Below are 25,408 nucleotides of genomic sequence, written 5' to 3'. Positions count from 1 at the left end.
ATACTAGATTACAATGACTAAGTTGAATTATCAAGAGGCTGAGGAATTCATTATGTCTGCTCTCCCTATGTTTCAAAAATTAGGTAGGCCTAGTTTAGAAAAATTAGATCTTAGGAAGACATTAGACTTTATGTCTTATTTAGGCAATCCACATAAAGATCTTAAATGCATTCATATTGCTGGCACGAACGGCAAAGGGTCGGTTTCTCATATGTTGTCTGGCATATTTCAACAAAATGGATACGATGTAGGATTATTTACCTCTCCTCATTTGCGAGATTATCGAGAGCGTATTAAGATCAATGGAATATATATAGATAAAGATTATATAGCTGATTGGGTAAGTGTCCATCAACAATATCTTTCAGATGCCATGCTCTCATTTTTTGAAATGAGTACCGGTCTTGCATTTGATTATTTCAAAGAGAAAAAAATTGATCTAGCGATTATAGAAACCGGATTGGGGGGAAGATTGGATTCTACCAATGTAATTCATCCTTTATTGAGTATTATTACCAGTATTGATTTTGATCATATGGATATATTGGGTCATACCTTGAAGGAAATAGCCGGAGAAAAAGCAGGTATTATAAAACCTGAAGTACCAGTATTATTGGGCAACGTAAATTCCGACTTAGAAGTCGTTTTTGAAGAGAAAGCCAGGAATGAGAATTCTATTATATTTAAAAGTGATTTAAGTCTTTGTCAATTTCGAGGAATAGTTGATTTTAAGCGCAGTTATCGTCTCATAAACCATAATTGGGGACAGGATGGCTTATTGTTGGACAATCTAGGACCCTATCAAGATCACAATGTGAACACCTGCTTACACGCGATAAAAATCGTTCAATCTTTAGGTTTAATAGCCATAGATATTGGTAAAAGTTTAGCAGGATTGGCGCGGTTTTCACAATTAAGTAAATTCAAAGGAAGGTTTGAAATTGTTAGTAAACAACCTCTTATCATAGCTGATGCAGCTCATAATGCTGCTGGTATTCAATATTTAAAAGAGTATTTTGATAAAAAAAGTTTACATTTGCACATCGTGTTTGGTATGGTTGAGGGCAAAGATCATAGCAGTGTTTTGAGTCAATTACCCAAAGATGCGACATATTATTTTTGTAATATGAGTATTCCAAGGGCTATGTCGGCTGAAAAAATTCAGCAATTGGCATTAAATTATCAATTGTCTGGGAAGGTGTATAAGTCTGCAAATGAAGCACTTACTGAGATCAAACAAACAATAGCTTCTACCGATACAGTATTGGTATTTGGCAGTATATTTTTAATCGCAGAAATTTTGTAAATTATGGATATATTTAAAAGAGTGGTGGACAACCCTGGTCCATTGGGACAGTTCGCTAATTATGGAGAAGGATATTTTATCTTTCCTGAATTGGAGGGTGAAATAGGTCCGCGAATGAATTTTCAAGGAAAAGAAGTCGTGGTGTGGAGTGTTAACAACTATTTGGGTTTAGCCAATCATCCAGAAGTGAGGAAGGCAGATGCAGAATCTGTAGCCAATTATGGTCTGGCATATCCAATGGGTTCGAGATTAATGTCAGGACAAACCAAAAAGCATGCTGAATTAGAAAGAGAATTAGCCGACTTTGTAGGCAAGGAAGATTCTTTTTTAGTCAATTTTGGTTATCAATCAATGGTATCAACCATTGATGCCTTGGTCACTAGACGCGATGTAATTATTTATGATGATGGTTCACATGCTTGTATAGTAGATGGGGTGAGATTACATGTAGGTAAGAGATTTACCTATTTGCACAACGATATGGACAGTTTGGTCAAACAGCTAGAAAGAGCAACCGCAATTACTGAAAAGACCGGAGGAGGTATTTTGGTGATTACTGAAGGAGTATTTGGAATGCAGGGCGAGCAAGGTGATATTAAGGGTGTGGTAGCTCTTAAAGAAAGATATGATTTCAGATTGTTGGTAGATGATGCACATGGTTTTGGTGTGCTTGGTGAAACTGGTGCTGGAGTAGGTGAGGAGCAAGATGTAATAGATGAAATTGATATTTACTTTTCTACTTTTGCCAAGTCAATGGCCGGTATAGGAGCATTCTTTGCCGCAGATAAGGAGATCATTAGATTTTTGAAATACAATGCGCGTTCTCAAGTTTTTGCCAAGTCTTTGCCTATGGGATTTGTAGAAGGAGGATTGAAAAGATTGGAACTGATTAAAAAACATCCAGAACTCAAAGATAACTTATGGCGAATCGTTGGTTTGTTGCAAGCTGGCCTCAAAGAGCGTGGCTACAACATTGGTAGTACAAAGAGTTGTGTTACACCAGTGTTTATGAAAGGAGAGCCTCTAGAAGCTTGTGAAATGGTTAGAGATTTGCGTGATACTCACGGCATATTCTGTTCTGTAGTGGTTTATCCAGTAGTACCCAAAGATGTTATCTTAATTCGATTGATACCTACAGCTGTGCATACAGAAGACGATGTACTGAGAACCTTGGATGCATTTGATTCAGTTAAAGTAAAGCTCGATCAAGGTGTATACAAAAGTCAAATTCCAACCAGTATATAATCCATAATTGTTTTGACAATTTGTACAATATGAAAATATAAAAAAGTGAACAGCCCTGTTGTTCACTTTTTTTATGTTTTTGATATACATATGCCATGTAATCACAAATCTTAAACTCAAAGTTTTATTTGATTTTTAAATATTCAATCTACATTTTTTCACTTTGGATATAAATGCATTCTTATATTTGCTATTATGAAGCATGGACGCGAAATTATGGAACCCAAACGATTTGATCTCACCCTACTTAGGTTGACCGAGCAAATCATAGAAGACTATAGCCATTGTGAAGAGTTGTGTTTAATAGGTATTCAGCCTCGAGGCACGATTTTATTAAAAGAAATATTGGCTCGACTTCAAAATTCAAACTTTAAAACCAAAGTCTTTGAAGGTCATCTTGATATAACATTTTACAGGGATGATTTTAGAAGGAGGGAGAAGATATTGGCACCGCAGTCCAATAAAATGGATTTTTTAATTGAAGGGCGTGAAGTATTATTAGTGGACGATGTATTGTATACTGGAAGAACGATTCAAGCTGCTCTCAGTGCTTTACAACATTATGGACGCCCATCTACTATAAAATTATTAACCCTTATCGATCGGAGATTTAATCGACATTTACCGATTCAGTGCGATTATACGGGTATGGAAGTGGATACGGTAGATCATGCCTATGTAAGAGTATATTGGAAGTTAGGAGATTCAGAGAATAGAGTGGTTTTGTACGATTCAAAAGAAATTGATAATGATTAAGTCTTATCTAAGTCAACCTCATTTATTGGGTATACAGAATTTGTTGCCCGAGGACATAGAATTAATATTGCAGACAGCGGACAATTTTAAGGACGTAATTAATCGTCCCATAAAGAAGGTACCTACACTACGGGATGTTACCATAGCCAATTTGTTTTTTGAGAACTCCACCAGAACAAGGATTTCTTTTGAATTAGCAGAAAAAAGACTTTCTGCTGATGTGTTGAATTTTTCATCTGCTAGTTCTAGTGTCAAAAAGGGGGAATCTCTCTTAGATACAGTCAACAATATTTTGTCGATGAAAGTCGATATGGTTGTCATTCGTCATTCAGCTCCAGGAACGCCTACATTTTTGGCCAATCACATAGATGCCAATATTATTAATGCTGGTGATGGTACCCACGAACACCCTACTCAGGCTTTGTTAGATGCCTATTCAATCGGTGAACACTTTAATAGTTATAAAGGGCTTCACGTATGCATATTTGGCGATATTGTACACAGTCGTGTAGCCTTAAGTAATATTTTCTGCCTTCAGAAACTTGGTGCTAAGGTTGCTGTCTGTGGTCCACCAACTCTTATTCCTAAATTTTTGTCCGAGTTAAACGTCCAGATTTTTTACAACGTAGAAGCAGCATTGCGATGGTGTGATGTGGCCAACGTATTGAGAATTCAATTGGAGCGTCAAGAAATCAAATACATCCCTTCTCTGCGAGAATATTCGCTGTATTATGGTATCCACAAGGAATTGTTGGATAAAATCGACAAAGATATTGTAATTATGCACCCAGGTCCCATAAATCGGGGAATTGAAATAGATAGTGATGTGGCCGATTCCGACCAATCCATTATCTTGCAACAAGTAGAAAATGGGGTTGCGATTCGAATGGCAGTACTGTTTTTATTGGCCGGGAATCGCGTAGGATAGTACCTGATTAGTAATTTTTGTGATTGGATTCCTAAAGTATTGGTGGTTATTACAAAATAAATTTGTAGGCTACTGATATAAATATGAAATGCATTTTTGTGTTCAAATTTTTCTATATAACTAGGGATGTACAACTCACAGCTCATAAAAGGTATTGGCTTGTCATAAATTTTTAAAGAGGTTTGCATTGAATATTAATTCCAAATATGAATTTGGAATAATTTAAATGATTGAAAATTATAGCTATATCTGAATCATGGGGAATTATGTCTTGTTATAAAAGATAAAAAATATGGATTACACATACGAATCACAACTCAAATTCGTCTTATTGTATAAATATCCCTATGACTAAATCCCTTTTAAGTTCTTTCCTGCTATTGTTTATCACCAATTCTGTATTTTCTCAATCATATAAATGGGCGGCTGGTCTAAAATTGAGTAAAAATATGGGGATGAGTGTGGTTTATAGTCCCGTGATTCCATATTCGGCTGAACTGGTTTTGTCTAAAAACTTTTGGACCAATGAAGCTGGTATTAGTTTAATCGGTAGATATCACAAGAAAATAATTTCTAAAGGTTTTAATATGTATGGAGGTGGGGGATTGCACTACGGGTTTCATGAAGATATAGAAAAGCAGAATTATGCTGGACTATTGTTAAATGGAGGGATTGAATTGTCCATAGGTAAATCAAATATTGCTTTTAATCTCACTCCCCTTGTAGGTATAGGATCTGAGGAAGTCAAATTTAGAATTGGTTCAGATATTAGTTTGCGCTATATCATAGAAAAACACAAAAAGCAAAAAGGAGAATTGTGGAAAAAGATCGGTATTAAAAAGAAAAATCCCAATGATCCTGGACTTTTAGAAAGAATAGGTATTAAGAAGAAACAACAACCTAATCAAAATAATTCAAAAGAGAAATGGTTTAAAAAGAAGGGTGGCTGATGGGATTCGAACCCACGACCCTCGGTACCACAAACCGATGCTCTAACCAACTGAGCTACAACCACCGTTTTAGCGAGTGCGAATATAGGAATAAATGAATTTATTTTAAAGCTTTTTTTGAAAATATTTAAAATAAATATCATTTTCCACCTCACCAGTTATTTTATTGAAGTGATTTTGCCGGATCTTTTATGATTTCGAAATTTCTCAAAAATGAACCTATTGGTGTAGGCAAAGGCATTCCGTTCATATCGAGTAATTGGATACCCACAGAATTGGTCCCAGCAGGAAGTCCTTCAATAAAGTAAGGTTTCCAATCGTAAAGATAGTATTGTTCTCCATTGACTTGCAATTTAATTTTAGCATCTTCTCCTATAGCAATATTCAAAGGGTAAAAATCTATTAATATTTTCTCCGCATCTTTTCCAACATAAGTTCCTTTTGGACGACTATAGAAAAGGGCGGGGGTAGGAATATTCCATTCATTGGTTACTTTCCCATCTACAACATCGATTAACCTAGCAATTCTTGCACTTGAATTTTTAATACTCTCATGATAGGATTTTCCTAAAAATGCGAGTATGTGATGTTGGCCGTCTGGAATATCAAATTCAAAATTGTCTTCATATTTAGCAACATAGGGAGCTTTATCTAATAAAACGTGGATATGTGCTCCCTCATTTGAATTGGCACACATTAATGACGAAGCATCGGAACTTTGTTGTTTTAATTCATATCCGTTGCCTTCGATATCAAATGATAATCTGCCGTTCTCATAATTCCAGCCAGTCATCTTGGCATCATTATATTCATCAGTGGTTTCTCCGGTGGTCAAGGTGTACTTTGGTGTTCCAGAACCTAAATATTCGAAACTTTCATGATGACTTTCACTATTATTACTTGTTTGACTTGTACCAGTGCCTTCATTTTTACATGAAAAACACATTACTATTCCCAATATTAAAACTGAATACAGATTTATGTTCATACTTTTTGTTTATTTTAAAATGCAAATTTGAAAAAAATTATCGGATTCTTTCTAACCTATATATAATTAAAATTAATAATTCCTTATCTAGCAATAATTAAGTTGTGAATGGATTTTGTGTTATTGCTATATTGTATTTGAATAAAATAATTGCCTGGAAATAATTTTTCTAAATCTAGGGTAATATTAGACATTAATTTATTTTCAAGATCTTGACTCATAGATTCTTGTCCCAGACTATTATATACCTTTACATTATTTATTTCAAAGGGCTTGATAAGTTGAATATCTACCTGATTATTTGCAGGATTGGGATATATGGAATGAGGTAGTGTTTGAATCCCGTTGTTGTTGGTTAAAATATCCACCTTATTGTCCTTGGTAATTATCCAACGATCGGGATCAATTTCTATACTATTTACTGTCCAAGAGAGATTAATCATAAATGCTTCATCATTGTGTTTGTGGTCGAGAGTAATCAAGGTGTCTCTATCATCTCCTATTAATTTTATTTGAACTGGCATTTCATAAAAGTCCACCGAAGGATGAGAAGTGGTTTGAGATAGAAAAATAGTATACATATCTTCTGAATTAAACCATCTTAAATGATAAGAAGGGTATCCTTGTCCTTCATACCAATCTTCAAAAAATTCAGTTAAATCCATTCCGGAACTTTGCTCTAAATGTCTTTTTAAAACCGGTGTTTTGGTAAAACCATGAACTGTGGATTCATCTGTTAAATAATTTCTAATGGCATTGAAAAAATCTTCATCTCCCATTATTCCGCGCAACATATGTAGAAGGAGTCCACCTTTGAAATAGGACAAATAGGGGTTGAAAATTCGATCGACACTGGTTGTATCATCTACTTTAACCGAACCATCAGGAAATGTAACGGCCAATCCCATTAACTCATCTATATATCTTTCCCAGCGACCATCTTTAGTCTCAAATTGATAGATAAGGGCAGTACAGTAAGTGGCAAATCCTTCATTTAACCATATATCTTCCCAGCTTCCACAAGTTATATAATCGCCAAACCATTGATGAGCCAATTCATGTGCCATTAAACTATAGCGATAATCTCTGACAAAACTTATGGTTTGATGTTCGATACCCCCTCCAAATTCAAATTGAGCATGTCCATACTTTTCTTTGGTAAATGGATATGGAGTAAAGAGAGAGTCCATCATTTGAATCATACCTGGCAATTGATCGTCCAATAAAGCCACATTCTTGTCGTATTCATGAGGATATATATAATTGGTTACGGGTAAATTACCTTCACGTAGTGGAATAGTTTGGTGATAAATATCGTAATTGGATACTGCAAAACCGATAAGGTAGGTTGTAATTGGATATCTGTGTTGCCAATGAAAACGACTGCGATTGTCAGGCAGGGCTAATTCTTCCATTAATAGTCCATTGGCGGCCACTTCATATCCTTGTGGAACGGTGATATAAAGATCTAATGAGTCTACTTTGTCTTTTAAATCTTGATTGCAAGGCCACCATTCTTTTGCACCAAATGGTTCGGATAAAGTATACAATATAGGGCCGGAATCATGGCTAGTTTGTATAAATGATCCAAAGCCGACTTCCATAGGCGCACCTTGATAGAATATTTGCACTTGAGCGATTTCACCTTCTTGGTAGGTTGAGTCCAATGTTATGACGAGGAGATCACTATTATTGTGAACGTATTGAAGATCTTGACCACGAGTTGAAAGAATACTATCGACCAATAAATTTTTCGACATGTCTAAAGTGATAGAGCTAGTATTCTCTTCTTCTATGAATAGTGTGGTAGTAATATTGCCAGAAATAAAATTGACATTGGGATCAATATGTAAATCTAGTTTTTGATGAATGATGTTTAAGTTTTTTGCTTCATTACGAAATTCTATCATAGGGGAAGCTGAAGCAGCTTCGGCCGCGGCTATTTTACAAATATCATATGCCTCTTGTCCTTTAATACTGGTGTTCCAAATAAAAATAATATAACATAAAGTGAAAATTCGAATACCATTCATGTATTGTCATTTAAAAAATTTTAAAATACAGTTCATATTCACAACGAATGTCAATTGGTATAACGCATTATGAATGTGAATTTAATATACAATACTTCTAATACATATTGACTTCTTTCCATGAATTTGTCCTACTTCCAAATATAGTAATTGGAATCGGTTATGTCCCAATCACTAATCATTGAAAATACTATCCCATATCCAATCATATACTTCTGTAGCTTCAATGACATCCTGATTTGGGGATTTTGAAGAAATTATAACTGGATGGTATATATTCTCTACTCCAATACTCCCATGTGACCCCTTTATGAGTTCAGCATCCGTTGGTATAATATTCATCCGATATCTAAATCCGAGTTTTTTTCTGGCTACCTTGTATATGGCTTTTAAAGTAATAAAGGGGTTCTTCGGATCCAGAAACAATTCAACAGGGTCGTAGCCTGGTTTTTTGTGAATATCCACAGAATGGGCAAAATCGGGGGCTTTGTTCTCATCTTCCCAATAATAGTAGGTGAACCATGCATTGGATTGGGCTTGAAGTACTATGTCTCCACTTCTTTTGTGATTTATTTTAAACTTTTCTTTCTCCGGTCCGTAAATCACATGTTGAATTTCTTGTATAGATTCCAATTTTTTAATCAAATCTGACTTAATCGAATCGTCATTGATATAAATATGAGCCACTTGATGGTCGGCAACGGCAAAGGCTTTTGAACCACCTGGATCCAATAATTCCCTTTTGTTTTCCACTCTGGTTTGCAGCCATCCATGCGATCGCAGAATTCTATTGATATGGATGGGGTGATTCACGGGATTGATACCGTATTCCGACAATAGTATTATCCTACAACCCTGTTTTTCGTAATAACTAACTGCTTTTGATACCAGGTCGTCAATTTCTTTTAAATCTTTTTCAATTTTCTGGGAATGTGGACCATATTTTTGCAATCCATAGTCCAAATGTGGAAGATAAATCAATGTAAGCTTGGGATCATATTTTTTATCTACATAGAGAGAGGCATCTAATATCCATTCCGATGCCTTTATTGAAGTTTTAGGTCCCCAAAAATGAAATAGAGGGAAAGTACCAAACTTAGATTGTAATTCATCCCTTAGATCTGAAGGATGGGTGTAACAATCGGGTTGTTTTACACCATCGGCATGATATTGTGGTCGGGGAGTGGCTGAGTAATCTGCCGTACTATACATATTGTACCACCAAAACATCTTGGAACATGTAAAATCGGGATTGACTTCCTTGGCTTTATCCCATATTTTTTTTCCTTGAACTAGAGGATTGGACTGTTTCCAAAATTTGATCTCACTATCTATCTTATCATACCAACCATTGCCTACAATTCCGTGATCTGAAGGCCAAGATTTTGTCAAATATGTCGATTGGGCCACAGTAGTTACAGCGGGAAAGACCGGTTTGATATTGGTTATATGATGCTGATCAATGTATTGTTTAATAAATGGGGTATGTTGACCGATAATACTCTTACTTAAACCTACAATATTAATCACTACCGTCTTATGCATATTGATTTTAATTTATATTTTCCAAGGTATTCTCTGCCCATTTTATTTCTCTTGCAATGGATTCATTAAGTGAATTTTGAATCTCATCTGGCAAAACTTCCCAAGTATATGTTTCTACCTCATAATGATCACATAGTCCTTCTCTAACTAAAATTTTTAGCGTCTCTGTTATATAGGATTGTGTAGATTCCAATAAACCATATTTTTCTTGAAAAATGGGGACATGGTAGTGAATTCGCCATATATCCCCTTCTCGAATATCTTCATTGATCAATGCTTTGGAAAGGTCTTGGTACCGTGATGTTGAATGATTAGGTAGTTGAATGACTACTTGATGTAGATATACAGGTTCATCAAAATCCTTAATTCTTCTTAATTTTTCTTGAATATTGCCGCTGATTTTCATTTCCATAGCAGAACTTATTTGAACCTTCCCTATGGTCAAATTATTTCTTTTAAGACTATGTATAGCTTCCTGTGGATCTTCAAATTCTACGGCAAAATGGCATATATCATAACACAATTGTATATGGTTATTGGTTATTGCTTTTACTTGACTATAGGGTAATTCTTCAAATTGTTTGGCCGCCATGGGCAGTAAATACTCATTGTACCAAGTAATATAATCAGAAGAATTACTGAGTAGTCCATCGGGCTCACATTCAATATCGAGGTGTAGACTTTGACCAGTCTCTATTTTATGTAAGTGAAGAAATTTTAAAACTTCAATAATATTCGCCGTTGCTTTTCGAAAAACTTCCTCAGTATCTTCACTTGAACTAATCCAATATTTATACGACAAAGGGGAAGTAGATATACCCCCTGAAGATAGATTATCCGGGAGTAAAGTTGAAAGTATTTTAAACAGCCGCAAGGTATAATTCAATCGATCTATAGTAGTCCAATCGGGAAAGTGAACTTGATCTTTTACTTTAGTTTTATGAAAGTTTCCATATGGGAATCCATTCATTGTGAATACATAAGAGTTATTTGTTTTAAGCCATTCTTTAAGCTCTTGTAAATATTCTTCCTGTGTTAAGGTTATGCTGGCCGCATTGGATATTCTCAGTCCTATGGCCATTTTATTCTGCGGATATGTTTTTTGATGAATGGTTGGAAAATTTTCTTTCAACTGTTGAAAGTGATCTTCCCATTGTTCTCCGGAATGGATATTACTGCAATATGTTAGGTGGCCGGTATGAATTTTCATTAATCAGGATAATTTTGAAGGAGGCTATTGATTGATTCTTTCATTACATCAGTATTTATTTCGTGTACTTCTAATCCAATTCCAATAGCTGACAATAAGGTGATGGTTAATTGACCTCCGAGATGTTCTTTGAATTCGATGAGGCCTTCTAATAATTTGTCTTGTTGATTGAGCTGAGGATGAGACAATGAAAATCCAAGTTTGGTCAGCAGCTCTAAAATTTGATCTTGGTCGGTCTCCGATATCAATCCTATGCGATGGGAGTATATGGAATCCAAAGCAATCCCAATAGCCACAGCTTCTCCATGACGCAATTGGAAATGGGTAAGGTATTCTAATTTATGAGCTAACCAATGACCAAAATCTAGAGGTCTGGCTGATCCACTTTCAAATGGATCACCACTGGCTATATGATCATTGTGCAGTTGAGCACATTTAAAGATTAAATACTCCATTGGTTTTGATTCTCTTTTTCTCAAGGAATCCGCATTTTCTAATAACCAATCAAAAAATATTTTATCCTTAATCAGGGCCACTTTCACCGCTTCGGACATACCAGATCTCCAATCTCTATCATTTAAGGTGGTTAAAAACAAAGCATCGTTAAATACAGCCACTGGAGGAACAAATGTGCCTAAGAAGTTTTTTTTACCAAAATAATTTATACTGTTTTTAACTCCAATACCTGAGTCATTTTGTGATAAAACCGTAGTAGGTATTCTTATATGCCTAATACCTCTATGGGCAATAGCGGCGGCATAACCTACCATATCCAATATGGCTCCACCACCTATTCCCGCTATATATGAATGTCTATCTATTCCATCATTATTGACAGCTGTTAGTACTTGCTCTAAGTATCGACTATTATTTTTCACTTCTTCTCCACCTGGCAATATTAGAATTGAAGCTAGTGAAATTCCAGGAATAGTTTCAAAATACGCCCTGATTTTTGCCTGTAATTGATCATGCAGTTTATTTACATTGCTATCGATAATAAAGAGTATTTTGGCTTGGTCATTGGAGGTATTATGATATCTAAAAAAGTCCGCCAATAGGGGATTGTCTATTTTGAAAAGGTCATTAGTAAATTGAATATCAAAGGTGTATTCTATTTCAAATTTTTGATTTATTATATTCATTTATATATATGAATTTATTTATATTATTGATTTATAGTAGTTTGTGTTGTTTTATTTAAATCTATTATTGAATGCTAAATATTAATTTTGGTTCATTGTTTTTCTATGTGTCTATTGATATACCCAATTGTCAGATCTATAATAACCACAGGTTAGTGAATGTGGTTTATGTAACAGCGAAATATTTAGACAACTGAATGGACAAGGGCAATAATGCTAGTATAATTAATGCTAAGATATAATTTCCCGAAACACTAGCCCATGCAGCATTCATAACTATGAGTCCCAGAACACCATGTTTTACAGCACGACCAATATTGCTGGGCAAGGGAGATTGAATAGCCTTTAGCAATGGTGAAAAAATAAAGTATATATGTAGTAATACAAAGGGTAAAGCAAGCCATAGGTACCCAATAGACCATGCTATGACTAATTGTGACAAATGTACGCCTCCGTAGAGGATGGCACTGAATATCATCATTTTTTTATGACCACCATGGACTTCACCTCGGCTAATGATGGTAACTGCTGCAATATATAACACAGGTAGTAAAGATATGGACAACCACGACTCTACCGCTAGAGGTAAAATACTTATACCCAGCATCAGATTTCCCCCTCGGCAAAGCCCCATATTAATCGGGCCTAGCAGTGAATGATGTTTTCCATATTTATCGTATATTACTGCACATGCCATAATAAAGATAGCAATTAGCCCGCTTATTGAATCGTGAAGAAAGGCAAAGAAAATTCCCAAAATAAAAAGCACAATTACATAAATTAATGCCGCACCTTTTGTTATTTGTCCACTGGGAATGGGTCTTTCTGGTCTTTCCAAGGTATCTAATTCTGCATCGCATACATCGTTAAATGCGATTCCCCCTCCGTATAAAAACAGAGTAGATAGGAGAAGAAAGATCAACCCGAAACCATTACTTATATCGATAATAGAATTTTGTGCTATAGAAGCAATGGCTACTCCGGCTAAGATATCAGAAAACGCAGTGACAATATTAGCAGGACGAATTAATAAAATATAGGGTTTGATATTCACAGCTATTCGATTATAATTGATTTTTTATCAATACGAGGTTGTTGACCCCCTCTAAGGATGGTATTGCCACTATATGTAGCAGATTGGTCGATAACCACGGGCTGTTCGAAATCTTCAAATGATATTTGATTACTCTGACCAAAGGCAGCTATGGCATTGGAATAAGTAACTTTTTTAATGTCTGAGATAGAAATCCCTTTCATTTTCATAAGGGCTGCAGTTTTTGCAACAGCTAATGGATCGCTTATGCCCCAATCAGCTGCACTGTTGACCATTATTCTTTCCGATCCGTATTTTTTAACAATTTCTACCATTCTTTCATTGCCCATTTTAGTAAAAGGATAAATGGTAAAAGCCGCCCAAAAGCCACGATCCAATACTTCGGCTACGGTTTCTTCATTATTGTGATCGATAATAACCATTTCGGGTTCTAGCCCTTGTTCAATGGCAATATCCATACTTTTAATAGTACCCTTTTTCTTGTCTCTATGAGGAGTATGCACTTGAACGGGCAATTGACCTTCTTTAGCTAGATCTAATTGTAAACGGTAATATTTTTCTTCAGCTGCTGTTTGATCGTCGAATCCTATTTCCCCTACACCTACGACTCCTTCTTTGTAAATGTATAAAGGTAAGATTTCCATTACTTGTTCGGCCAAGGCTTCGTTGTTGGCTTCTCTAGAATTTAGTCCAATGGTGCAATAGTGTTTAATTCCAAATTGTGATGAACGAAATCTTTCCCATCCAATCAGACTATTATAATAATCTTTAAAAGTAGACAACCCTGTTCGAGGTTGACCCAACCAAAAGGCGGGTTCAATTATGCCTACAATACCAGCATCTGCCAATGCTTGATAATCGTCGGTGGTTCGAGAAGTCATATGGATATGGGGGTCAAAAAAAGTCATATTTTCAATGTGGGCCATAAAGTCTACATTTACTTTTTCCATATCTTGCGATTCACTACCTGTAAAGTGAGGAGGATTCATTTCAGATTCTAGCCGATTGCACATATTAAAAATTTATTATAAGTTTTAAAGTTGTTCAAGTTGTTCCCAATGTACTAATGTATTTTTAAACGATTGAAACTTAGTATGATTTTGTAAGAAATCTGTTGCTTTTTTGTCTTGAGATTGCTGACATACCAAATAAGCTGCCTTTTGATCAGAAACACTATTAGAGTTGGCCAAAAACCGTATATCTTCCCATATTTGAGAATTTAGAAAATCAGTAACCAATCTCCACACTTGAGCGGGAACAGTTCTTCCGGCGGCCCATCTTTCATGGGCAAAATCGGAAATAGATATGGCTAATGTTTCATTATTCCTTTCTTTTAATCCGGTTATTAAATGTATAGGTTTTTGATTGAAGATGGTTTTTAGGATTAATTGATTCCACTCTGCTTCAGAAAAATACATGGCTGCATAAGGGTTGTTAAAGGCAAATGCATCGAAAACCTGTCCAATATTACTGCGAACAGCCTCCGTGCCGTAAAATTTCAGCTCTTGAGCATATGGAAGCAATGCCAAACCAGACACAATAGCCACTGCTTCATTGATTTCAGCGGTTTCAAAGAGTTGTTGGATTGACTGGCGATATTTCACCCCATCATCACTGTTGAGGTGAAATAGAAAATAAATCCTCACCAATCTATCCAAAGTCCATCCTTGGGTTTGAATAAGGTAATCCGTGTTGTCAATGGGTATTGAAGCGTCTACTTGTCGATTTTTAGATACATGTCGAGGTGTAGCAACAAATCCCAATAGAGGATTCTTTGATATTTGATGGTTAATCCAGGTCCATTCAGATTCATTGCAATGATGGAGGATGATGTCCTTCATTAAGGATTTAGTCTTCAAGGTGTCTAATATTTAATATGATATAAACTTTCCTTTTTCCCCCTGTTTTAGTCAATCAAATGAAAAAGACATCAGCTCATTTACTTAAGCCAAGTACGCAGTAAGGGCTCATTGGAAAATCTTAAAATTAAACTTTTAGTTATTAATATCCAAAATGGACTCAAAAATATGGTTACTGATATTATCAGAATGATTAAGTTGTAATTGTTGGCCGACAACACACCTGATGCTCTACCAGTGGATGCAAGTATAAAGCTCAACTCTCCAATTTGTGCTAAAAGTCCACCCCCTAATATCGATTGACAGTGTGAATTGCCTAGGGATTTAAGTGAAAATGTATTGATGCTGTGATTTATTATAAAAACGGCTAAGACGAGGATTAACACAGTCTGCCAATGGTGGAAAAGATATTGTATGTCGATGAGGATGCCAATGGAGATAAAAAATACTGCGACTAAGACTACTCGAAAAGAATGAAGACTATCGTGAAGCCATTGTGTACTCTTCGATGCGTGAACCAAAATACCACCTACAAAAGCACCTAGAGCAGGGGATAGGTGAAAAAAGTCGGAAGCAAATGCTAAACCAAAACAAATAAGTAGGCCAGCAAAAACTTGAATTTCGTGGTCGTGTTCTAGTTGTTTAGAAAAGGGCAATTTTATTTCACCTTTCCACATTACATAGATCATAGTCGCTAATAGTAATAAACCTCCTATGATTTGCAATAAAATAGTATTGGAACTGGTCTCTTGTCCACTAATGCTGGATAGAAAAATTAAAATGGGAACAAAGAGTATGTCTTGAGTAAGTAATATCATAATCACATTTTGTCCAACTGAATCTTTTAAATTCTCATTGTCTTCAATGATTTTAATAACCACAGCCGAACTACTAAAGGCCATTATAAAACCTAAAAACAATATTATAGGTAGGGACCAATGAAAAAAGAAACCCAAAATCCAACAAAATAATAGACTGAGAGCCATTTGAATTCCTGTTCCTATTACGGCTATCTTCCATTTACTTATAAACTTAGGAAGCGAAATCTCCATTCCAATAAAAAACATTAGGATAACCAAACCAATATCACCGACGACTTGAACCAATTCGAGATCGGTTACTGATTGACTGCCGTGAGGACCTAAGATAATGCCACATATCATGTAAGCCAGTATATAGGGTTGTTTCAATCTTTTCAATACAAAACTTAGGGCCAGAATGACAAAGGCTACCAATAAATACAACTGCATACTGTCAGGCAATCCGGCTAATGCCCAAAAAGATGAAATGGAAAGTCCTAGCATAAATTAAATTAGTTTTTGAAAAATGAAATATTAAATGGTTTTTAAGGGTATCCATATTATTTTGAATACAAAACTATGCCCTATTGTTGATTTAAATATATTACATGTAAAAATAAGAGAATAAAAATACTAATTTTTATAGTTTGATTCTCTGAGAAGAGTATTAATTTTGGAATTTGAAATAATTAAATAAAAGTCAAAAATATATTACTATGGTATCCGCTATAATTAAAGGTATTGGACATTATGTTCCAGATCAAATTGTAACTAATGCTGAATTAGAGTCAATTATGGACACCTCCAATGAATGGATAGTAGAACGTACCGGGATAGAAGAACGTAGAATGGCTGGTCGATTTAAAGAAACAACAACAACCATGGGAGCTATTGCTGCGCAAAGAGCAATTGACAATGCTGGAATAAAAAAAGAAGATGTTGATTTTATCATTTTTGCCACTCTTAGTCCCGATTATTATTTCCCGGGATGTGGGGTATTGGTTCAACGTATGCTGGGTATCAACCACCTTGAAATGGGGGCTTTAGATATTAGAAATCAATGTTCGGGATTTATATATGGCTTGAGTATCGGAGATCAATATATTCAGACTGGGAAATACAAAAATATATTAGTCATTGGCTCTGAAACTCATTCTATGGGCTTGGATTATACTACTAGAGGAAGGGATATTTCCGTGATATTTGGAGATGGTGCAGGAGCTGTAATTCTCCAACCGACAGAAGAAGATGGTCGTGGAATTATTCATACCAATTTACATGCAGATGGGGCTTATGCAGAAAAATTAGCCTTCGTCAATCCAGGTAGTCATGGTGGATATCACGATGAGGACAAGGATAAATTCGGTTTTTCAAATGAGGATTTTAGTCCGGTTTTTTTAACCGACAAAATGATGAAAGATGGTTTAACTTATCCCTATATGGATGGCAAGTATGTATTTAAATATGCCCTGACAAAATTTCCAGAAACCATTGTGGAAGCCCTTGAAAAAAGCAATAAAACTATTTCTGATTTAAAACTGTTTATCCCCCATCAGGCCAACTTGAGAATTAGCCAAATGATTCAAAAGATGATGGGATTAAAAGACGAACAAGTGTTTAACAATATTCAAAAATATGGAAATACCACCGCTGCTTCTATTCCTATCGCTTTGTCTGAAGCCTATGAAGAAGGCAAATTTAAAGAAGGAGATTTAATTTTATTATCTGCTTTTGGAAGTGGATTTACTTGGGGGTCAGCATTGATAAATTGGTAGACAAATAAAAATAGCGGTATAAAATGATGAGTAAAGTGGATATTCTAGCCATAGGCGTTCATCCTGATGATATTGAATTGGGAGCTGGTGGGACAGTAGCGAGCCAGATTGCTCAAGGATACAAGGTCGGATTGTTGGATTTGACGAGGGGAGAGTTGGGAACCAGGGGTACTCCGGAATTGAGGATAGAAGAATCCTTGCGAGCGAATAAAATTCTAGGCGGGGAATTTAGATTAAACATTGGTTTAGCGGACGGCTTTTTTACTGGATCGGTGGAAGAAAAACTTAAAATCGTTGAAGTTATTCGTTGGTGTCAACCCAAGATTATATTAACCAATGCAGTAAGAGATCGTCATCCCGATCACGGCAGAGCTGCAGAACTGGTAAACCAGGCTGCTTTTTTGGCTGGATTGAAATCCATTGAAACACAGTACGAGGGCAAAGTCCAAGAACGATGGCGTCCAGATGTCATATATCATTATATTCAAGACTATATTTTAGAACCCGATATTGTGTTCGATATATCCGACTATTTCATGGTGAAAATGGAGGCTATAAAAGCTTTTAGATCTCAATTTTTTGATCCAAATAACGAAGAATTAGATTCTCCTTTAACCAATCCGGACTATTTTGATCAGTTAGAAGGTAGAGCTAGGTCTTTAGGACGTCAAATTGGTGTAACCTATGGTGAAGGATTTACGGTTCGCAGATATGTAGGCACTGACAATTTATTTCAATTGATCTAAAAACAAAGTAGTGGGATTACCTTTTTGTTCTAGGTAATTGACATAAGACAATGATCCTATCCTGAAAAAGCAATGTAATTGATTGTTTTCATTTATTTTGTCTTCAATTCTGCAAAATAAAGCCTGTGATTTTTGATGTTTAATTAGGAGGACAGAAGGTTGATCTTGGGCTTTTGTAAGTTGCATATCCAAAGAATATTTTTGAATATATTTCGACCAAGTCGCATCTAGCTTTACTGTAGGTATTGTGAACATGGCCTGGCCAGACTGTCCATATCCAAAGGCTAGGGTAGAAGATAGAATCACACTCAATATTATGGTTTTAATAGTCATAGTATGTTTTTTATATAAGAAGATATCGATATCTTGAGTGTTCTTTTATGGGTTTTTTAATTCTACAAATATAGCTTATGCCTCTCAATATATTAAAAGCCTCTGCTGGATCGGGTAAAACCTTTAGTTTAACTCGGACTTACATATCATATTGCCTTGATCCCAAGAACCAAATTGATTTTAATAATATTTTGGCCATTACCTTTACCAAGAAGGCTACAGCTGAGATGAAGAACAGGATATTACAAGAATTGTTTAATCTGGCTACTGATCCGATTAAAAGTCTTCATGGTTCCTATTTTATGGAAACCTATGGTTTTAATTCTGAGGAATTGGCAAAACGATGTAAGGCCTTGCTACATCAAATTCTTCAAGAATATCATCAATTTTCAATAAGTACGATTGATAGTTTTTTTTCTGGGCTATATCAATCTGTTGTATTGGATTTGTTTAAAGAAAGCCAACGCGACGTAAATTTAAATAGTCATATAATTTTGGAGAAAGCGACTCAATACCTGATTCGAGAAGTGGATATCAATAGTCCTCTGGCGGATTTACTTCAAACCATGATCGATGAAAAGCTAATACAGGGCAAGGGGTACAATATTTTCACTACTATTCAAAAGTTAGGGGACCAGCTCTTTCGTGACGAATTTGCCTTTATGCGCAATCATCATATTTTTAAGCGGGTTTCAGATGATGTATATTCTTTGTTAACCTCTAATATTTCTGAGATTGAAAGCGTAGTAAATTCCTATAAGAAGGAGATTGAGACCTTACTTAAGACGGTAAATATGACAGGTGAGGATTTCGCTTATGGTAAATCATCCTTTGTTTCAATAGCCCTGAAAAAGGAAATTACTGAATTAGTAGAGACCAAGAGATTTGTCAATATGCCCGAGGAAGACAAATGGTTTAAAAAATCTGATAGAGATCAAAATGAAGTAGTTTTGTCGCCTATTCGTGAAGATTTCTTGAGATTGATTTTCGAATTTCATCATTACGTTCTTGAAAATTTTACTAAATACAACTCCTATCAACTGATAAAAGACAATTATCCTTCTTTTATGATACTCAGCTATTTGGACAAATATATTGATATGTACTGCAAAGATGAGGGAGAAATTACTTTGAACGAAATCAATAGACAGCTTTACGATCGCATAACTAACGACGATGCAGCTATAATTTTCGAAAAATTAGGCCAGCGTTATAAATCCATTCTCATCGATGAATTTCAAGACACCTCGACGCTACAATGGAATAACCTACAACCTTTAATTGAAAACTGTTTATACAACAAGAACCCTGTACTGGTCGTCGGAGATGTGAAGCAGTCTATATATCGATTTAGAGATGGTGATTGGCGAATTATGGAATACCAAACACCTCAATTGCAGAAGAATTTTAACGATCCAGACTTTCCTCAACACCACGGAAATATCGATACCCTATCTCATAATTGGCGCAGTAGTCAAGCTGTGGTAGAAACCAATAATCACCTATTCTCAAATTTGGCCAAATCCCTGTCCAATAATCTTCAATCCTTTATCCGTGATATTGAATTGAAACCCGACAATGACATTATTGAAATGATAGAGGCACCTCGAAATATTTATCGAGGAATAGAACAATTATTGCCCGAAAATAAAAGTATAGATCCCGGATATGTTAGCATCGAATATGCTACTTTCTCGGGTAATAAATCCGATAATACCGATGAAGTTTTACTGTGGTTGGCCGAACAAATTGAAACCTTAGCTAGTATGGGAATCACAGGCTCAAAAATTGGTATACTCTGTAATACGAAAAAAGATTGTCAAGTCATAGGAACTTACTTTACCCAAAAGTCGAAGGACAATGAGATTTTTCAGTTTGCGTCCTCTGATTCACTAAAACTCGGATTTAATGAAGGTATTATTATTCTCATTACAGCGCTAAAGATAAAGTGTCAAATTGATGAGGATGTAGAATTACAAGCATTGTATTCTTTTATTTTAAAAAATAAAAAAGAGGATTGGGCAATTGAATCGATGCCTATTCCCACCTTGGGTAGGCGTCCAGAAGATATAGCTGAGATTAAACAATTATTAGAACTTTCGATAGAACAATTATACAGTTTTTTTGAATCTGTCATTCAAGTTCTCGATTTACATAATGAGGAAGATCACTACCCATATTTTTTAACTTTTCTTGAATTGGTTAAGAAATTTGAAAAAACCTATGGTTCTGATATTAAATTATTTCTTAATGAATGGGAAGAAAATATTTCTCAACAAAGTATTCAATCAACGGCTGGTTCAGATAAGATTCAATTAATGACGATGCATAAATCTAAAGGATTAGAATTTCACACTGTCTTAATCCCATTCGGTAATTGGCAAATAGAGAGGTCGAATGGCAATACCAATTTATGGGTACATAGTGAAAGGGATTCCTTTGTTGAATTAATAGGCCTTGTCCCGTTGAAATACTCTAACAAAATGATTCCATCTTATTACACGAAGACCTATTTTGTGGAATACGTATTTAATGTAGTCGATAGTTTAAATTTACTCTATGTTGCCATGACGAGAGCACGAACTAACCTAATGGTGAGATTAAACGTCAAGGAGAGAAAAGGTGATTCCAAATCGGCCACAAAATCACTAGGTAACACAGTTGAGTTTTTCAACTTTGTATATCCCATGTTGGCAACGGAATCTTATATAAAAGGACAATTGACACCTTTGAAGAAAGACAAAGAGGAAAAGTCTAACAATTCAGTGAAACTTAAGAGTTTTGTGTATAGAAGGAAGCCTCTATCTATAGTTTACCACGGATTACACAAGTCCAATCAAGGTGCGATAGAGCGAGGGATTAACCTTCACCATATATTGCAATACCTTCACTCCGATGCTGATGTAGAACGATCGATTCAACTCAGCGAAATAGATGGAGTAATTAGAGAAGAAGATAGAGATTACTGGCAAGATCAAATCACGACCTTGGTCAGTGCAGAATCAATCTCTCCATTCTTCAGTAATCAATGGAAGGTATACACCGAAAAAACTATGATATTGCCAACAGGAGAGGAGTTTCGACCGGATCGTGTACAAGAAAACGAAAATGAAATGGTAGTCATTGATTACAAATCAGGCAAACGCAGTAAATCGTATAAATATCAAGTAGGCCAATATGTCAAAGTACTGCAACAAATGGTTAACAAGCCGGTAAAAGGGTATTTATTGTATATAGACGAATCTGCCATTGAGGCGGTATAATTAAAATAAATTAGCATGTCATTTCTATCAGAAACTGCCCAACAGATTTGGGATCAATACAAAACAGAAATTGAAACCCACTATTTTTTATTTCCTACTAGAAGATCTATGCTCTATTTCAATAGAAATATGGCTGCCCATGTTGGACGTCCTATTTGGATGCCCAATGGTTTGACTTCTGATGGCTGGGTAAAACAACACTGCCCTTATATCATTGCCGATGAATTGACACTGGTCTATTATCTTTACAAAATAGCCTATGAAATTGGTTTTGTTCACAATGATTTTCAGGAATTTTACCCTTTTGGTAAAGTTATACTTTCCGATTTCAATGATATTGATTTAAGTTTGGCAGATGTCAATGCTTTATTTATGGATATTGAAGCAGATCACAATTCTTATCCTGAATATGGTCAAAATAAGGATTTATGGGACTCTATTCTTACTGATAAATCTTCAGCATTACAAAAGCAATTGGTATTGAATTGGAAATATCTACTTCCTCTATATCAACAATTTAAACAGTCTTTGCACGAAAATGGATTGGCTTACAAGGGTATGATCTATCGTTATACAGTGGAGAATCTTCATCAGATAGATTTTAAAGGCCAGGAAGTATTTCACTTTATTGGATTTAATCATCTCACGAAGGCTGAAGAAAAATTACTCAAATATTTAAAAGACAATCATCGTTGCTTTTTTTATTGGAATACTCACCCAGTATTGTTCCAGAGTAGTATAGAGGCCGCAGAATGTATAAATAATGGCATTCAACAATTTGGACAATCCTATCATCGACTTAAGCCAGTTGCCCAATCCCAAATAGAGATCATCCAAACCAATACAGCTATTGGTCAAGTAAAATTAGCTGGGCAATTGGTCAGTGAATGGCAAAATACTTCTTTGCCTGAGAATTCTGCTATTATTTTGTCCGACCCTATTTTAATGGAACCTCTTTTGTCTTCTTTACCAGAGCAGGTAGACACTGTCAATATATCGATGGGATATCCGCTTTATTATAGCCCGGTTAAGGCATTATTAGATTGGATATTTGATATTTGGGCTTCTATGGAAGACGATAATTATCTCCATAGAGATTTAGTAGATCGGTTAATGAATCATTACTATATGACAGTGTACTCCAAATCAAAGGGTATAGCTAGTCTCATAGATAAGCAAAAGTACTATCTATACAATGAATTGAGTAAGGACGATCCATTGCTCACGATCATCTTTTCAAAAACCAAAGATATTGAAGAAGTTTTTGATAAGATGTTAAAAATATTGGAATTATTGGTTGAAGTGAGTGAAGTTGATTTTCATATTCACGTCATGTCCTTTGCTCAACACTGTATTACCAGACTCAGAGATATAGTTTTAAAACTCGACAATAAGTGGTCAATTTCATTTTTGCAAAAATTATTGGCTCAGTTTTTCATCCAAGCTGATGTGCCTTTTAAAGGAGAACCTCTGAAAGGACTTCAGATATTAGGGAAACTGGAGATGCAAAATCTCTCCTTTGACAATGTAGTCATAATTGGCCTCAATGAAGGGGTATGGCCAAATGCCAGTAATCATTCTACTATCCCAGTTTCAGTCCGTCAACATTATGGATTGACCAGTACCAGGGATAAGTTGCAAACTTCATCTTATTATTTCTGGACCTCTGTTTTAAATGCTCAAAGGGTAGTTCTTCTACATAGTTCTGGTGATGATGTATTGGGTGCCAAAGGAGAGAGTAGGTATATTCAACAACTGCGTTTTGGAGAATTAGGACTAGATGTATATGAAAAAACGGTTGGCTTTGAAACTGGGGATAGACCGACTTCTATTAAATCTATAGCCAAATCGAAAGATATCTATAAGCTTTTGTATATTTTTTTGATTGAAAAAGGTTTATCCGCTTCCTCATTAAACGACTATGTTGAATGTGGCTTTAGGTTTGCCTATAAGCATTTATTGGATGTAAGAGAAAAGGATATCCAAGAAGAAAGTATTAGTCCAAAAGATTTCGGAATTATTTTTCACAATATTTTACAGCAATTATACAGTCCATATCATAGTCAAAATCTCACTGCTGAGGATTTTAAATCCATGAAATCTCAAATACCTTCCCTGGTTGAGAGTCATTATATGGAGTATTTCAATATTCGCGATTCAGCTATTCTAGGTCATGGTTTACATTGGTTGGAAATTCAGACATTGATAAATAGTTTAATCAGGGTTATTGAGATCGATAGTGATTTGGATCCTTTCTCTATAATTTCTGTGGAAGAAAAGATTGAGGCAAGATTAGAAGTAGATGATATACAAGTTAAACTGAAAGGTTTTATAGATCGAGTAGATACCATGGGAAAGAATACCTATCGAATCATTGATTACAAAACAGGAAATAGTAATACTTCAGGTCAGAGAGACACTGACTTTTTTGGTGACAACTACAAACCCCATGTCGTTCAGCTTATGATGTACGTGCTTTTATGGAATAAGAATTATCCAATGAAACAACCTATTCTATCAGCCCATTATACCTTAAAGGATAAAAACGTTATTAATTACCTTAAAATAATGGGAGAGACCAGAATTAATCTCGACATTATTAACGAATTTGAAGATCAACTTCGGGATGTAGTTGCACAAATGCTGAATGATCAATTGAGTTTTGATCAAACAGATGACATTAAGAAGTGTACGTATTGCTCTTTCAAAACATTGTGTGAAAGACAGAATATTGCCTAGTAGATATGAAATTTTTTAATGGATTGGGAACATCACCACTAGTCAAAAATAAATCAAACAGTTACTATTCTTTAGTAGCTGTTTGATTTATTAATGTTGAGTAATGAAAGTTACCATTCCATTTCATCTTCAGAATCTGGAATCGATGAATTGGAAGATGAGGAGTTGTCATTTTTAAGATTTTCCTCTTCCCACTCCGCATTTCTGCGATCAAATTCCTCATAATCATAGTTGGGCATCAATTCAGTTTTTACATACTGAATAGTGTCTTCAAGACCTTCTATAAATCGATTAAAATCTTCTTTGTACAGGAATATTTTATGTCGATTGTATCCATCACCTGATGAGCGTTTTGTGCTCTCCGTCATGGTAATATAGAAATCATCTCCCTTGGTTTGCTTAACATCAAAAAAGTACGTCCTTCTTCTGCCAGCCCTTATTTTCTGCGAATAAACACTGTCTACATGATTTGATTTACCGTTTTCCACTACACTTGTCGTTTAAATTCAATAATCTATGTTGCAAATCTATAATAAATACTAAAATAAAAAATAAAATTTACTTTAAATCCTAAACTTCCCCCTTATTATAAAATGAATATTGGGAATTGATGGAAATAAAGCTATTTAACTGGGTTGATTTTGAATTGATTAAGTGGTTTGAGGTCAAGATGCAATTTAAAGAAAATTATCACATTTTCGTCCTTGTTTTACAATCTTACCCAAAAATTTCTGTA

20 protein-coding genes and 1 tRNA gene are annotated in these 25,408 nt (G+C 35.2%); 9 read left to right on the top strand and 12 right to left on the bottom strand.

Going from position 1 to position 25,408, the window contains the following annotated elements:
- The first annotated feature begins 13 nt into the window (after positions 1-13).
- From LVD51_RS03945 to LVD51_RS03925, 5 genes are all read left to right on the top strand, one after another.
- The gene (locus LVD51_RS03945; protein WP_236969890.1) at positions 14-1,306 is read left to right on the top strand and encodes a bifunctional folylpolyglutamate synthase/dihydrofolate synthase; all 1,293 of its coding nucleotides are present in this window, start codon (positions 14-16) and stop codon (positions 1,304-1,306) included.
- A 3-nt stretch (positions 1,307-1,309) separates the two neighbouring features.
- A complete protein-coding gene (locus LVD51_RS03940) occupies positions 1,310-2,551 on the top strand; it encodes an aminotransferase class I/II-fold pyridoxal phosphate-dependent enzyme (protein ID WP_236969889.1) in 1,242 nt (413 codons plus the stop codon).
- Positions 2,552-2,746: 195 nt separating this feature from the next.
- Positions 2,747-3,307, top strand: a complete 561-nt coding sequence (gene pyrR / locus LVD51_RS03935; RefSeq protein WP_236969888.1) for a bifunctional pyr operon transcriptional regulator/uracil phosphoribosyltransferase PyrR — start codon at positions 2,747-2,749, stop codon at positions 3,305-3,307.
- Positions 3,300-4,235 carry an aspartate carbamoyltransferase catalytic subunit gene (locus tag LVD51_RS03930; protein WP_236969887.1) on the top strand — a complete coding sequence of 312 codons (936 nt, stop codon included), beginning with the start codon at positions 3,300-3,302 and terminating at the stop codon, positions 4,233-4,235. Before pyrR ends, LVD51_RS03930 begins: the two co-directional genes overlap by 8 nt.
- Before the next feature lie 347 nt (positions 4,236-4,582).
- Positions 4,583-5,185 carry a hypothetical protein gene (locus tag LVD51_RS03925; protein ID WP_236969886.1) on the top strand — a complete coding sequence of 201 codons (603 nt, stop codon included), beginning with the start codon at positions 4,583-4,585 and terminating at the stop codon, positions 5,183-5,185.
- On the opposite strand, the gene LVD51_RS03920 is transcribed toward LVD51_RS03925, so the two are convergent.
- The 10 genes from LVD51_RS03920 to LVD51_RS03875 all read right to left on the bottom strand — a co-directional run bounded on the left by LVD51_RS03920 (position 5,177) and on the right by LVD51_RS03875 (position 16,320).
- A tRNA-His gene (locus tag LVD51_RS03920) sits at positions 5,177-5,250 on the bottom strand. The genes LVD51_RS03925 and LVD51_RS03920 overlap by 9 nt on opposite strands.
- 98 nt (positions 5,251-5,348) lie before the next feature.
- Entirely contained in the window at positions 5,349-6,173 is an 825-nt protein-coding gene (locus LVD51_RS03915; protein WP_236969885.1) for a hypothetical protein, read from the bottom strand.
- Between the two features lie 83 nt (positions 6,174-6,256).
- Positions 6,257-8,206 carry a M1 family aminopeptidase gene (locus tag LVD51_RS03910; RefSeq protein ID WP_236969884.1) on the bottom strand — a complete coding sequence of 650 codons (1,950 nt, stop codon included), beginning with the start codon at positions 8,204-8,206 and terminating at the stop codon, positions 6,257-6,259.
- A 174-nt stretch (positions 8,207-8,380) separates the two neighbouring features.
- The gene (locus LVD51_RS03905; RefSeq protein ID WP_236969883.1) at positions 8,381-9,751 is read right to left on the bottom strand and encodes an alkaline phosphatase family protein; all 1,371 of its coding nucleotides are present in this window, start codon (positions 9,749-9,751) and stop codon (positions 8,381-8,383) included.
- Between the two features lie 7 nt (positions 9,752-9,758).
- Positions 9,759-10,961 carry a metabolite traffic protein EboE gene (gene eboE, locus LVD51_RS03900; protein WP_236969882.1) on the bottom strand — a complete coding sequence of 401 codons (1,203 nt, stop codon included), beginning with the start codon at positions 10,959-10,961 and terminating at the stop codon, positions 9,759-9,761.
- Positions 10,961-12,103 (bottom strand): 3-dehydroquinate synthase, encoded by a 1,143-nt coding sequence (locus LVD51_RS03895; RefSeq protein ID WP_236969881.1) that lies wholly within the window; start codon positions 12,101-12,103, stop codon positions 10,961-10,963. The genes eboE and LVD51_RS03895 overlap by 1 nt, the downstream gene beginning before the upstream one ends.
- Before the next feature lie 166 nt (positions 12,104-12,269).
- Positions 12,270-13,157, bottom strand: a complete 888-nt coding sequence (eboC, locus tag LVD51_RS03890) for a UbiA-like protein EboC (protein WP_236969880.1) — start codon at positions 13,155-13,157, stop codon at positions 12,270-12,272.
- Between the two features lie 2 nt (positions 13,158-13,159).
- Complete coding sequence (locus LVD51_RS03885) at positions 13,160-14,170, bottom strand: TatD family hydrolase (protein WP_236969879.1); 1,011 nt, start codon at positions 14,168-14,170, stop codon at positions 13,160-13,162.
- A gap of 21 nt (positions 14,171-14,191) precedes the next feature.
- Entirely contained in the window at positions 14,192-15,016 is an 825-nt protein-coding gene (locus tag LVD51_RS03880; protein WP_236969878.1) for an EboA domain-containing protein, read from the bottom strand.
- An 80-nt stretch (positions 15,017-15,096) separates the two neighbouring features.
- Entirely contained in the window at positions 15,097-16,320 is a 1,224-nt protein-coding gene (locus LVD51_RS03875) for a cation:proton antiporter (RefSeq protein WP_236969877.1), read from the bottom strand.
- A 212-nt stretch (positions 16,321-16,532) separates the two neighbouring features.
- On the opposite strand from LVD51_RS03875, the gene LVD51_RS03870 reads away from it, so the two are divergent.
- Complete coding sequence (locus LVD51_RS03870; protein WP_236969876.1) at positions 16,533-17,591, top strand: 3-oxoacyl-ACP synthase III family protein; 1,059 nt, start codon at positions 16,533-16,535, stop codon at positions 17,589-17,591.
- A 23-nt stretch (positions 17,592-17,614) separates the two neighbouring features.
- On the top strand, positions 17,615-18,337 hold the full coding sequence (gene bshB1, locus LVD51_RS03865; RefSeq protein ID WP_236969875.1) for a bacillithiol biosynthesis deacetylase BshB1: 723 nt from the start codon (positions 17,615-17,617) through the stop codon (positions 18,335-18,337).
- On the opposite strand, the gene LVD51_RS03860 is transcribed toward bshB1, so the two are convergent.
- On the bottom strand, positions 18,320-18,670 hold the full coding sequence (locus LVD51_RS03860) for a hypothetical protein (protein WP_236969874.1): 351 nt from the start codon (positions 18,668-18,670) through the stop codon (positions 18,320-18,322). The genes bshB1 and LVD51_RS03860 overlap by 18 nt on opposite strands.
- A 77-nt stretch (positions 18,671-18,747) precedes the next feature.
- Here LVD51_RS03860 and LVD51_RS03855 point away from each other — a divergent pair, with 77 nt between their 5' ends.
- Positions 18,748-21,933 (top strand): UvrD-helicase domain-containing protein, encoded by a 3,186-nt coding sequence (locus LVD51_RS03855; RefSeq protein ID WP_236969873.1) that lies wholly within the window; start codon positions 18,748-18,750, stop codon positions 21,931-21,933.
- Between the two features lie 15 nt (positions 21,934-21,948).
- A complete protein-coding gene (locus LVD51_RS03850) occupies positions 21,949-24,672 on the top strand; it encodes a PD-(D/E)XK nuclease family protein (protein WP_236969872.1) in 2,724 nt (907 codons plus the stop codon).
- Between the two features lie 110 nt (positions 24,673-24,782).
- Here the strand turns inward: LVD51_RS03850 and LVD51_RS03845 are convergent, their stop codons facing one another.
- On the bottom strand, positions 24,783-25,160 hold the full coding sequence (locus LVD51_RS03845) for a DUF3276 family protein (protein ID WP_236969871.1): 378 nt from the start codon (positions 25,158-25,160) through the stop codon (positions 24,783-24,785).
- Positions 25,161-25,408 lie beyond the last annotated feature (248 nt).

The sequence above is a fragment of the Membranihabitans marinus genome, assembly GCF_021729155.1.
Taxonomy (GTDB): domain Bacteria; phylum Bacteroidota; class Bacteroidia; order Chitinophagales; family Saprospiraceae; genus Membranihabitans; species Membranihabitans marinus.
This window is presented reverse-complemented; position numbering and strand designations above follow the sequence as displayed.